The 12393-nt window shown below is 72.9% G+C and carries 6 protein-coding genes; 2 read left to right on the forward strand and 4 right to left on the reverse strand.

Going from position 1 to position 12393, the window contains the following annotated elements; translation table 11 throughout:
- Position 1: 1 nt before the first annotated feature.
- On the reverse strand, positions 2 to 1690 hold the full coding sequence (locus ABT232_RS07175) for a type 2 periplasmic-binding domain-containing protein (RefSeq protein WP_351837070.1): 1689 nt from the start codon (positions 1688 to 1690) through the stop codon (positions 2 to 4).
- Positions 1691 to 2048: 358 nt separating this feature from the next.
- Between ABT232_RS07175 and ABT232_RS07180 the strand changes: the two genes are divergently transcribed.
- Entirely contained in the window at positions 2049 to 4874 is a 2826-nt protein-coding gene (locus ABT232_RS07180; protein ID WP_351837073.1) for a glycoside hydrolase family 3 C-terminal domain-containing protein, read from the forward strand.
- Positions 4875 to 4964: 90 nt separating this feature from the next.
- Here ABT232_RS07180 and ABT232_RS07185 read toward each other — a convergent pair whose 3' ends face one another.
- From ABT232_RS07185 to ABT232_RS07195, 3 genes are all read right to left on the reverse strand, one after another.
- On the reverse strand, positions 4965 to 6410 hold the full coding sequence (locus ABT232_RS07185) for an aldehyde dehydrogenase family protein (RefSeq protein WP_351837076.1): 1446 nt from the start codon (positions 6408 to 6410) through the stop codon (positions 4965 to 4967).
- Positions 6411 to 6610: 200 nt separating this feature from the next.
- Positions 6611 to 8182: a PucR family transcriptional regulator gene (locus ABT232_RS07190; protein WP_351837079.1), complete on the reverse strand. Its 1572-nt coding sequence runs from the start codon at positions 8180 to 8182 to the stop codon at positions 6611 to 6613.
- 104 nt (positions 8183 to 8286) lie between these two features.
- Entirely contained in the window at positions 8287 to 10413 is a 2127-nt protein-coding gene (locus ABT232_RS07195) for an ATP-binding protein (protein ID WP_351837081.1), read from the reverse strand.
- 290 nt (positions 10414 to 10703) lie between these two features.
- On the opposite strand from ABT232_RS07195, the gene gabT reads away from it, so the two are divergent.
- Positions 10704 to 12038 carry a 4-aminobutyrate--2-oxoglutarate transaminase gene (gene gabT, locus ABT232_RS07200; RefSeq protein WP_351837084.1) on the forward strand — a complete coding sequence of 445 codons (1335 nt, stop codon included), beginning with the start codon at positions 10704 to 10706 and terminating at the stop codon, positions 12036 to 12038.
- Positions 12039 to 12393 lie beyond the last annotated feature (355 nt).

Genomic DNA, 12393 nt, shown 5'->3' on the forward strand with positions numbered 1-12393 from the left:
ATCACTGCGCGGAACCGTTGTCGTCGAGCAGCTTCTGGTACCAGTCGCGCAGCTTGTCGCCGCCCTGCGACTTCCAGTCCGCGACGGCCTGCTGCATGTCGGCGATCTTCTTGCGGCCGCGGACGATGTCGTCCTCCAGCTGCTCGAAGTCGTTGGAGAGGTTGGTGTAGCGGGACGGCTCGGTGATCTGCATGCCCCAGAAGGCCGACTTCCTGGTGAAGCCGCCCATCCGCTGCTGCCACTCCACCTGCTCCTTCGCGATGTCCGGGAAGTCCGGGTGCGCGATGGTGGGGGCGGGGCTGGCGAGCATCACATAGGCGTTGACGACCTCCTGGTTGCCCTTGTCGTTCTTGGTGGGCAGGCCGTTCTCGACCGTGTAGTGCGTGCCCTCGACCCCGTAGTTGGTGAGCATGTACTCCTTGGTGCCGTACGGGGCGGCGGTGACGTTCGCGGCGGCCAGCACGTCCTCGATGACGGCCTTGGACGCCTTCTTGTTGACGAAGGCGAAGATGCCCGCCGGGGAGCCGGCCCACAGCTGCGGGTCGCCGCCGTCGTGGCCGAAGATGTCCATGCCGGAGATCCGGAAGTCCGGGTTCTGGGTGGACTGCTCGGCCATCTTGCCCCACCAGTCCGAGATGTTGTTGTTGTAGATCAGCACCTGGCCGGAGGTGAACCGGTCGGCCGAGGTGCCCTGGGTGGCCGCCCTGGCGTCGGGGTGGACCACCCCGGCCGCGTAGAGCTTGCGCGTCCACTCCAGCGCTTCCAGGTACTCGTCCGTCTCGACGCGGTAGACCAGCTTGCCGTCGATCCGGTGCCAGCCGAGCGGCTTCTCGCTGCCGGACAGCACGCCGAAGATGTTGAAGGCGGTCCACTTCATGTCGTCGCAGGCCCACACCTTCGCCTTGGCGTTGGTGATGTCCTTGGCGAGGGACAGGAACTCGTCCGCGGTGCCCGGAAGTTCCCAGCCCTCCTTGTCGAAGACGTCCTTGCGGTAGAAGGGCACGATGCCGGTGACGGACGGGGCGGGCTGGGGCAGGCCGCGCAGCTTGCCGCCGAAGATGGAGTACTGCCAGGCCTCGGTCGGGATGGCGGCGAGGTTCGGGTACTTCTTGACCGCGTCGCCGGAGAGGTAGGGGCCGAGGTCGGCGAACTTGCTGATGATGGCGCTGGGTATCTTGCCGCCCATGTTCCAGCTGGGGATCACCACGACATCGGGCATGTCGCTGGAGGCGAGGACCGCGCCCAGCTTCTCGTCGTAGGTGATGCCGTCCTGGTTCTGCCAGGAGATGTCCACGCCGATCAGGTCGTTCATCGCCTTGTAGTAAGGGTTGTCGCCCTTCGGCGGCGAGCCCCAGAACGGCGACATGATCCTGAGGGAGCCGCCCTTGCCGAGCTTCTTCGGCACCGAGGTCTTGAGGTCTGCGATGTCCAGTGCCCGGGTGAAGCCGATGGCGGAGCCGTTCTTCGCCGGGATGTCCGGCGCCACGACGTTGCTGGCGACGTAGGCCGGCAGCAGCTTCTGGGCCTTCTTGCCCGACGTGGTCCCTTCGCGGGAGTCGCCGTCGTCCGAACCGCCACAGGCGGCGAGCAGCGGCATGCCCCCGGCCACCGCTGCGGTGGCGACCGCCGTGGAGGCGAGGAAGCTTCTCCGGCTCCGGCCGGAGGAGGCGGAAGCGGCGTTCGGCGTCATTGCGTCAACCCTTCGTGGCGCACCAGGACACCCGGCGGTGGGGCCGTCGGCTGCGGTGTCTTGAGTGGAACTGGCTGAGCTGAAGCGTTCCTTCGACTTCTGAAACCGTATGCAGTCGAAGCGCTTCGATGTTGCTGCGAGGTTAAGTGAACCCCGGAGGGCGCACAAGGGTCGTTTCCAAAGTTCCTCGGAGGTGCGGGCCCGGGCCCAGGGCCACCGGCGCCGTCGTACACCCCTTGTAATGTCGGTGGCGTCTCGGAGTTGTTGCCCCGCGATGTCTTGACACCCGACGGTGAGGCGAATGAGCATCGAAGCGCTTCGAAAGCGCCTCGCCGCTCCATCGCAAGGGGAACCCCACGTGACCGCACAAACGCCGCCTACGCCGCCTTTCCGCGATCCGCAGCTGCCGTTCGCGAAGCGCATCGACGACCTGTTGTCGCGGCTCACGCTCGACGAGAAGGTCGCCTTCCTGCACCAGTTCGCCCCGGCCGTGGACCGCCTCGGCGTCGCCGCCTTCCGCACCGGCCAGGAAGCCCTGCACGGCGTCGCCTGGATGGGCCCGGCGACGGTGTTCCCGCAGGCGGTCGGCCTCGGCGCGACCTGGAACCCGGACCTGGTGCGGCGGGTCGGGGACGCGGTGTCGAAGGAGATCCGCGCGATGCGGGCCCGCGACGAGCGCGTCGGCCTCAACGTCTGGGCGCCGACGGTGAACCTGCTGCGCCATCCGCTGTGGGGCCGCAACGAGGAGGGCTACTCCGAGGACCCCAAGCTGACCTCGGCGATCGCCACCGCGTACACGCGCGGTCTGCGCGGCGACCACCCGGTGTACTGGCGCACCGCGCCGGTCCTCAAGCACTGGCTCGCGCACAACAACGAGACCGACCGGGACACCTCCTCGTCCTCGGTCCGCCCGCGCGTGCTCCACGAGTACGACCTGCGGGCCTTCCGCGAGGCCGTCGAGGCCGGCGCGGTGGCCGGGGTGATGCCGGCGTACAACCTGGTCAACGGCCGCCCCAACCACGTCTCCCCGCATCTGCGCGAGCACCTGCGCACCTGGACCGACGAGGAGCTGCTGGTCTGCTCGGACGCGGGCGCGCCCTCCAACCTGGTCGACTCCGAGCACTACTTCGACACCCACGAGGAGGCCACGGCCGCCGCGCTGCTCGCCGGCGTCGACAGCTTCACCGACCACGGCACCGACAGCTCGAAGATCACCGGCCGGGTGCGCGGGGCGCTGGAGCGGGGTCTGCTGACGGAGGCGGACCTCGACACCGCGGTGCGCCGCCAGCTCTCCGTGCGCTTCCGCCTCGGCGAGTTCGACGGCCACGAGGACCCGGGCGCCTTCGACACCCCGGAGCACCGCGAACTCGCGCGGGAGGCGGCCGAGCAGGCGGTCGTCCTGCTCAAGAACGACGGCCTGCTGCCGCTCGCGCCCGGTACCCGGATCGCCGTGGTCGGCCTGCTCGCCGACGAGTGCAAGCTCGACTGGTACAGCGGCAGCCTCCTGCACCGCTCCACCCCGCTGGAAGGCCTGTACGAGCGGTTCGGCGCCGAGCGGGTGTCCTTCGCGGAGGGCGTGGACCGGGTCCGGCTGAAGACGTCCGACGGTACGTTCCTGCACGTCCCGCCGGCCGAGGAGGCGGACGACCGGGCGCGCGGCGCCGAGGGCGCGCTCGACCCGGCGCTGCTCGCCGGCCGCACCGACCTGCCGCCGCTCACCACCGACGCCACCGGCACCGAGCTGGCCCTGATCGACTGGGGCGAGGACGTGCTGACCTTCCGCGCACCCGACGGCCGCTACCTCTCCGTCGCCGAGGACGGCCATGTGCGCGCCGCCGCCGACCAGCCGGGCGGCTGGGTCGTCCAGGAGACGTTCCGCCTGGAACCCCACGGACACGGCCACCTCCTGCGGCATCTGGGTACGGGTCGGCACGTCTGTGTCGCCGCCGACGGCGTGAAGGTTGCCTCCGGATCGGAGCCCCCGGCGGTCTTCGAGCTGCTGGTCACGGAACGCGGCGAGGACGCGGTGACGCGGGTCGCGGCCGGGGCGGACGTGGTCGTGGTGATCGCGGGCAACGACCCGCACCTCAACGGCCGCGAGACCGAGGACCGTACGACGCTGACGCTGCCCGAGCACCAGCGCCGCCTGCTGCGCGCCGCCCGCGCCGCCAACCCGAACACCGTGCTCACCCTGGTGTCGGCCTACCCGTACGCGGTCGACCCCGCCGAGCTGCCGGCCCTGCTGTGGACCGCCCACGGCGGCCAGGCCGCCGGCACCGCCCTGGCGCGTGTCCTCGCCGGCGACGTCTCCCCCGCAGGCCGCCTGCCGCAGACCTGGTACGCCGACGACACCGACCTGCCCGGCCTCCTCGACTACGACGTGATCGGCGGCCGCCAGACGTACCTGTACTTCGAGGGCACGCCCCTGTTCCCGTTCGGCCACGGCCTGTCGTACGCGGACTTCGCCTACGCCGGCCTGTCGGCGCGGGTGACGGACGAGGCGGTACACGTCTCCTTCTCGGTCACCAACACCGGCGCGGTGACCGCCGACGAGGTCGCTCAGCTCTACGGGCGGGCGGCGGACCCGTCGGTGATCCGGCCGCGCCGGGAGCTGCTGGACCACGCCCGGATCACCCTGGCACCGGGCGAGACGAAGGAGCTGTCCTTCGACGTCCCGTCACGCGCCCTCGAGTTCTGGGACGTGGCCCGCGGCGGATGGCGCCTGGACCCGGGCCCGTACGAGCTGCTGGTGGGCGCCTCCAGCGAGGACGTCCGCCTGCGGACGACGGTGACGCCGGACGGCGAGCCCGCCGCGCCGCGCCCGGTGGTCGAACGCGGCCTGGAGGCGGCCGACTTCGACGAGCAGAGGGGTACGGAGATCGTCGACCGGACGAAGGTGTCGGGCGACGCGGTGACCGGCGACAACGGCGAACTGCTCTATCTGGCGTGCGACTTCGGCGCGGGCGTGACGGAGGTGACCGCCGAGGTGGCGGGCGAGGGCGGCACGGTGGAGCTGTCGCTGGACGGCGGCCCGGTGCTGGCGACCCTGACGCTCCCGGCCCCGACCTCCGGCCCGTACGACTACACGGCGGTGACCACCGCTCTCGTCACGGACGGCGTCCACGACGTCCGCATCGGACTGCGCGGCCCACTGCGGCTCGCGCACGTCGGCTTCTCCGGTTGAGGGTCCGGATCAGGCCGACAGGCAGAAAAAACGGCCGCAGCCCCCGCACAGTGGGCTGCGGCCGTTCCCCTCGGGCCTGTCCGTGGCAGGTCAGAGGGCGATACCGGTGAGCACGAGAACGCGCTCGTAGGTGTAGTCGTCCATCGCGAACCGGACGCCCTCGCGGCCCACGCCGGACTGCTTGGCGCCGCCGTACGGCATCTGGTCGGCACGGTAGGACGGCACGTCGCCGATGACGACGCCGCCGACCTCGAGGGCGCGGTGGGCGCGGAAGGCGGCCTGGAGGTCGTGCGTGAACACGCCCGCCTGGAGGCCGTACTTGGAGTCGTTGACGGCGGCGAACGCCTCGGCCTCGCCGTCCACCTTCTGCACGGTGAGGACGGGTCCGAAGACCTCCTCGCAGGCGAGGGTGGTGCCGGCCGGCACGTCGGTGAGGACGGTCGGCGCGTACGAGGCGCCGTCGCGCTTGCCGCCGGTCAGCAGCGCGGCGCCGGCGGCGACGGCCTCGTCGACCCAGGACTCGACACGCTTGGCGGCGTCCTCGCTGACCAGCGGGCCGACGTCGGTGGCGGAGTCGGAGGGGTCACCGGTGACCTGCGCCTCGACGGCGGCGACGATCCGCGGCAGCAGACGCTCGTAGACCGAGGCGTCGGCGATCACGCGCTGCACGGAGATGCAGGACTGGCCGCCCTGGTAGTTCGAGAAGGTCGCGATGCGGGTCGCGGCCCAGTCGAGGTCGGCGTCGGAGGCGAAGTCGGCGAGGACGACCGCCGCGCCGTTGCCGCCCAGCTCCAGGGTGCAGTGCTTGCGCGGCACCGAGTCCATGATCGCGTAGCCGACCTTCTCGGAGCCGGTGAAGGAGATCACGGGCAGCCGCTCGTCCTGGACGAGGGCGGGCATGGCCTCGTTCGGCACCGGCAGGATGCTCCAGGAACCGGCGGGCAGCTCGGTCTCGGCCAGCAGCTCGCCGAGGATCAGGCCGGACAGCGGGGTGGCGGGCGCGGGCTTGAGGATGATCGGCGCGCCGGCGGCGATGGCCGGGGCGACCTTGTGGGCGCACAGGTTCAGCGGGAAGTTGAACGGCGCGATGCCGAGCACGACACCCTTCGGGAAGCGCCGGGTGAGCGCGAGCCGGCCCTGGCCGCCGGCGTCGGTGTCGAGGCGCTGCGCCTCGCCACCGTTGAACCGCCGGGCCTCCTCGGCCGCGAACCGGAACACGGACACCGCGCGGCCGACCTCGCCGCGGGCCCACTTGATCGGCTTGCCGTTCTCGGCGGAGATCAGCTGGGCGATCTCCTCGGTCCGCTCGACGAGCCGCTTGCTGACGTGGTCGAGCGCGGCGGCGCGGACGTGGGCGGGCGTGGCCGCGAACTCGTCGCGCACCGCGTACGCGGCGGCCACGGCCTCCTCGACCTGTGCGTCGGTGGGCACGCTGACCTGCCCGACCAGCCGGCCGTCCCACGGGGAGCTGACGTCGAAGGTGCCCTCGCCGGTGACCGGACGGCCGGCGAGCCAGAAGGCGTGGGTGGAGCTCATGTTCGTGGCCCGTGCCCTTCCGCGTTGGGGGGTGTGCTTGCTGTCGGGGTCCACGGTAGGGGCGTGACGGCGGCGGAGGGCTTGTCCGAAACGTAGTGGTGGGGGGTGGGGGTGCGCCGGTTTGGACCGTCGCGGGCACCTGGCCCTCGTTCGATCGCGCCCCTCGCCGCCCGCGGCCGAGGACGGGGCCGCGCCCCCGCCTACTGCTCCCCCGCCGTCGCCTTCAACGCCAGCCACAGCTCCATCCGGACGTCCGGGTCGTCCAGGGAGCGGCCCAGGATCTCCTCCACGCGGCGCATCCGGTAGCGCAGGGTGTGGCGGTGGACGCCGAGGTCGGCGGCCGCGGCGTCCCACTGGCCGTGGCGGGAGAGCCAGGCGCGCAGGGAGGCGACGAGGTCGCCGCGGCCGGTGGCGTCGTGTTCGTGCAGGGCGCGCAGGAGGCCGTCGGCGAAGGCCTTGACCGCGTCGTCGGCGAGCAGCGGGAGGACCGAGCCGGCCGCCAGCTGTTCGTGCTCGACGAGGATGCGGCCGCGGCGCCGGGCCACCGAGAGGGCCGCTTCCGCCTGCTTGTAGGCGGCGGCCGCGGCGATGGGGCCCGCGGGCGCCGAGAGCCCGGCCACGAGGTCGTCCTCCTCGGCCGCCGGTGCGGATTCGCGCGCGCCGCCGCGGGCCGCCTCCACGCCCGCCGCGTACTCGCCGCAGGCGTGCACCGCCGCGCCGCCGTCCGCGGCCAGGACGACCAGGCGCTCGCCCTCCGGCACGACCAGCACCGACTCGCCGGCCCGGGCGGCGGCGGACTCCACGGCCTCGGCGAGCGCGCCCACGCCGGCCTCACCCTCGGCGACGATCACCCGGAACGGGGCGTCGAGGAGGCCGCCGTACAGGTCGCCCGCCACCGCGCGGGCGTGGTCCGGCTCGCCGGCCAGCATCATCCGCAGCACCGCCGTACCGATCCGCTGTTCGGCGGCGTGCAGGGAGCGGGAGCGTTCCGTGGTGAGGGTGAGGAGGGCGATCGCCGAGTGGACGGCGTAGCGCTCGGCGGTGCCGAGGGCGGCCGCGGTGCCCACCGCCAGGGCCGCGCGCGGGCGGCGGCCGGTGCCGATGGAGTGGAGTTCCACGCGGTCCTCGTGGTCCGGGCCGCCCACGACGGAGCTGGCCGGGGCCGGGCGGTCGCGCAGCCGTTCGACGTCGGCGGTGAGGCGGGCGGCGCGGCGGCCGGCCCAGTCCGGGGCCGCCGCGACGACCGCGCCGGAGGCGTCGTAGAGCGCCGCCCAGCCGTCGACCTGGGCGGCGAGCGCGCCGAGCAGGCCTTCGGGGCCGTCGCCCAGGGCCTGCTTGGTCAGCTCCCGCTGGGCGGCGAAGCCGGCCGTCACCGCGCGGTACTGGTCGGCGGCGATGGCGGCCGAGACCTCTTTGGTGATCGCCAGGAACGGGGTGCGGCGGGGGACCTCCAGCAGCGGCAGGCCCTCGTCCTCGGCCGCGTCGACCATCGCCTTGGGGATGTCGTCGTAGTTCACGCCGACGGCGAAGCCGAGGCCCACGACGCCCGCGCCGGCCAGCCGCCGCACATAGCGGCGCATCGCCTCCGGGTCCTCCGCGTCGAGTTTGAGGGCGGTGATCAGCAGCAGCTCACCGCCCTCCATGTACGGCACGGGGTCGGCCAGCTCGCTGACGTGCGCCCAGCGCACGGGTACGTCGAGACGGTCCCCGCCCGCCCGCACGGTCAGCTTGAGCGCCGAGTGGTGGACGAGGGAGGCGAGCGTGGGAGGCATACGGCCTTCGGCCTTCGATTGGGGAGCGGGTGAGTGATCTTTTGGCCGCCGCGTATGAACGGCCCCTTCGATTCTGCCTCACCGTACGGTCCCCGACCGCCGGTTCACCCCCGCAGGTCCACCAGCAGCGGCGGCGCGTGCTCCCCCTGGACCGTGGTCAGCGACAGTACCGCGTGCCCCGGCGGCACCGCGTGCGCCAGTTCGGAGGCGGACCAGCGCTCCCGCTCGACCTGCCGTACGGTCACCGCCCGCGCGGTCGGCGCCTTGCCGGTGATCACCCGGCGCAGCATGTGCACGGCCTTCCCGGCGGGCGTCTCGGCGATGATCTGCCGGTCGGTGACGTCGCGCGCCTCGGTCCACTCCTTGCCCCACACGTCGGCGAAGTCCTGTCCGTCCCACGGGGTGAGGCCGGACAGCGCGACGCGGCAGCCGGTGGCGCCGAGCAGCGGGCCGCGCAGCGGGCGCGGTACGTCGTCCAGGGTGCGCAGGGTGAGGGCCGCGCCCGCGTTGGCCGAGCGCAGCCGCTGGATGCCGCGCACCGCCTCCGGTGTGACCACGCCGGTCGCGTCGTCCAGGAGCAGGCAGGCGAACAGCGAGCGGTCCTCGCGGACCGCGACGCTCGCCGTGAACTGCGCCAGCACCAGCCGGGCCAGGATCCGGGAGGCGTCCGCGTGACCGCGGGCCGGCAGGTCGATGCGGACCCGCACCGGGTGGTCGAGGGCCTTCAGGGAGAACGGCCGGGTCTGGCCGGAGGTGTCGAAGAAGCCCGCGAAGGCGGGGCGGTCGAGCAGCGCGATCCGGTCGGCCAGCACGCCGCTGACATCGCCGGGGTGCGCCAGCTGCCGCTCGCGCGCGTCCAGCTCCCGCAGCAGCGACTCCCGGCCCGCGTTCTCCAGGGCGGCGCGCAGCGCGGCCAGCGGCCCGGGCGTGCCGTCGAGCAGCTGGCGCAGTTCGGGCACGGACGGGAACCGGTCGTGGACCGCGCGGAACGGGCCGAGCAGCTGGGCGAGGACGGTGGTGGAGCGGCGGCTGTCGCTGCCGGGGTGCGGGTCGGTCAGATCGCCGGCCAGGGCCTCGGCCAGTATGGCCGCGGCCTCGTCGGGGTCCGTCGTCCCGCCGTAGAGGTCGAGGTCGTACTCCGAGTCGGGGTTGCCGACGCGGACGACGACGTCGTAGGCGTCGGCCGGGCCGAGTCCGGCGCCCGCCGCGCCGACCACGACCACCGCGGCCCGTCCGGCGAGCGCGTGCAGGCACAGCGACTCGGCGAGCGGCCGGACCAGGGTGCCGGTCTTGCCGGAGCCGGCCGGGCCGACGGCGAGCAGGGAGGTGCCGAGCAGTTCGGGGCCGAGGGCGAGGCCGGTGCCCCGGTAGGCGTAGGGGTTGCGCGGGTCGTCGGCGGTGGTGCCGAGCCGCACCTGGCCGGTGAGCAGGTCGTGCCGGGCCTGGCGGCCGGGCAGGTCGCGGGCGCCGGAGGGGTGCGGGCAGGCGGCGGAGCCCTCCCGCAGGACGGCGCCGGTGAAGGTGGCCAGGCTGTGCCGGCCGTTGCGCACGCCGTGCCAGGCGCGGGCGATCCGGGCGTGGTCCACGTCCCGCATCAGGCCCTGGCGGGCCTCGGTGGCGAGCCGGTCGGCGGCGTCGCCGGCCCCGGCGGCGCGCAGCGCGGGCCATTCGGCGGGGTCCTGCTCGGGGGCGGGCGGCCGGTGGCTCGTGGCGGGGGCGGAGCGGCGCCAGGCGGGCGGGCCGTAGCGGCGCCACAGTTCACCCCAGCGGCCGAGCCGGCCGACGCCGACCGCGATGGCCAGGCCGACGATCACGTAGTAGGCGTAGACGACCACGACGGCGGCGAAGCTGTGCGGCTGGGCCCAGGAGTCGGGGATCATCGCGTACAGCGGCAGCAGCCACCAGCCGCCGAGGTAGCCGTTCCACAGCAGCGACCAGATCAGCCAGCCGACGAGGAACGCGATCAGCGCGCCGCTGAGGAGCTGCCGGCCGGGGACCACCTCCGGTTCCTCCGCGGGGCGCGGCCGGTGTCCGAAGCGCCACACGCCGGGCGCGGCCTCGGGCCGGGGGGTGCGCAGCCAGTTCAGGAAGGCCGAGCCGTCGGGGAGCGGGGGCATCGCCGGTGCCGCCGGGGGGCGGGGTGGCATCGCCGGGAAGTCCGGTGGTCCCGCCGGACGCGGTACCGGATTGGCGTGCGTGCCCCGCGCGTCCCGGGTTCCGTCGCTGTCCATCGCCCTTGCCCCCTGACCAGCCGTTCCGTCCGACATCGCGTCCGTGTGCGCCCTGTCCACCATCAGCGAGTCAATCTAACGCCCCGGCAAAGGGAGTTCACCGATTGCGCGGCGGGGCGCACCGACGGCACCCGCCCGCCGCAGGAAAGTCCCCGTACGGGCCCCCTATGTCCATCCCGGACAACCCGCCGCGCCGACAACGCCCACATGGAGCATGCCGACCCCCTGCCGCCCGTCTTAACCTGCGAGAAAAGAAGGCAAGAGTCCGGAAACACCCCCCAGGAGCCCTCATGACCGCACTTCCGCAGGAGCGCCGCGTCGTCACCGCCATTCCCGGCCCGAAGTCGCAGGAGCTTCAGACCCGACGCCTCGCCGCGGTCGCGCAGGGCGTGGGCTCGGTGCTGCCGGTGTTCACGGCCCGCGCGGGCGGCGGCATCATCGAGGACGTCGACGGCAACCGCCTGATCGACTTCGGTTCCGGCATCGCCGTGACCTCGGTCGGCGCCTCCGCCGAGGCCGTGGTGCGCCGCGCGAGCGCCCAGCTCGCCTACTTCACCCACACCTGTTTCATGGTCACCCCGTACGAGGGCTACGTGGAGGTCGCCGAGGCCCTCGCCGAGCTCACCCCGGGTGACCACGCCAAGAAGACCGCGCTGTTCAACTCGGGCGCCGAGGCCGTCGAGAACGCCGTCAAGATCGCCCGTGCGTACACCAAGCGCCAGGCCGTCGTCGTCTTCGACCACGGCTACCACGGCCGTACGAACCTCACGATGGCGCTGACCGCGAAGAACATGCCGTACAAGCACGGCTTCGGTCCGTTCGCGCCCGAGGTCTACCGCGTGCCGGTGGCCTACGGCTACCGCTGGCCGACCGGCCCGGAGAACGCGGGCCCGGAGGCCGCCAAGCAGGCCATCGACCAGATCAGCAAGCAGGTCGGCGCCGACAACGTCGCCGCGATCATCATCGAGCCGGTGCTCGGCGAGGGCGGCTTCATCGAGCCGGCCAAGGGCTTCCTGCCGGAGATCGTGAAGTTCGCCAATGACAACGGCATCGTGTTCGTCGCGGACGAGATCCAGTCCGGCTTCTGCCGCACCGGCCAGTGGTTCGCCTGCGAGGACGAGGGCATCGTCCCGGACCTGATCACCACCGCCAAGGGCATCGCCGGCGGTCTGCCGCTGGCCGCCGTCACCGGCCGCGCCGAGATCATGGACGCCGCGCACGCGGGCGGCCTGGGCGGCACCTACGGCGGCAACCCGGTCGCCTGCGCCGGTGCGCTCGGCGCGATCGAGACGATGAAGGAGCTGGACCTCAACGCCAAGGCGAAGCACATCGAGGCGATCATGAAGGGCCGCCTCACCGCCATGGCCGAGAAGTTCGACATCATCGGCGACGTCCGCGGCCGCGGCGCCATGATCGCCATCGAGCTGGTCAAGGACCGCACCACCAAGGAGCCGAACCCGGAGGCGACCGCCGCGCTCGCCAAGGCCTGCCACGCCGAGGGCCTGCTGGTCCTGACCTGTGGCACCTACGGCAACGTGCTGCGTTTCCTGCCGCCGCTGGTGATCGGCGACGACCTGCTGAACGAGGGCCTCGACATCATCGAGCAGGCGTTCGCCCGCATCTGAGCGCGACCCCCGCGCGTCTGATGGAGCCTGCGGCAGACGGTGTGAAGAACGTGTGCGGGGTGGATGGCAGGACGCCGTTCCGGGTGTCGTCCCCGCCCCCGCTGCCGTAGGTTCTACCCAGATGAGAGATACACCCCGCCCACAGGGGACTGTGGGCGAGATCAGGCCGGGGCCTCCCCAGCTTCGACCTGGTCGTGCCCTCGCGCACACCACCGGGGCCTCCGGCTCCGGATCTCCTCACCGATCGGACGGTCGCCCGCCCCATACCCCCCGGGGCGCGCGACGATCCGGTCCGTTCGGCCGCCCCGGAACCACCCCCCCTGTTCCGGGGCGGCCGACCTTTTTCCTCCTTCTC

Origin of the sequence: Streptomyces sp. NPDC001532 (assembly GCF_040298625.1) — a bacterium.
Classification (GTDB): domain Bacteria; phylum Actinomycetota; class Actinomycetes; order Streptomycetales; family Streptomycetaceae; genus Streptomyces.

Bases quoted from the DNA above. Each gene is read 5' to 3' on its own strand.
- ABT232_RS07175 (WP_351837070.1), bottom strand. From the start codon at position 1,690: ATGACGCCGAACGCCGCTTCCGCCTCCTCCGGCCGGAGCCGGAGAAGC.
- ABT232_RS07185 (WP_351837076.1), bottom strand. From the start codon at position 6,410: ATGAGCTCCACCCACGCCTTCTGGCTCGCCGGCCGTCCGGTCACCGGC.
- ABT232_RS07190 (WP_351837079.1), bottom strand. From the start codon at position 8,182: ATGCCTCCCACGCTCGCCTCCCTCGTCCACCACTCGGCGCTCAAGCTG.
- ABT232_RS07195 (WP_351837081.1), bottom strand. From the start codon at position 10,413: ATGGACAGCGACGGAACCCGGGACGCGCGGGGCACGCACGCCAATCCG.
- gabT (WP_351837084.1), top strand. From the start codon at position 10,704: ATGACCGCACTTCCGCAGGAGCGCCGCGTCGTCACCGCCATTCCCGGC.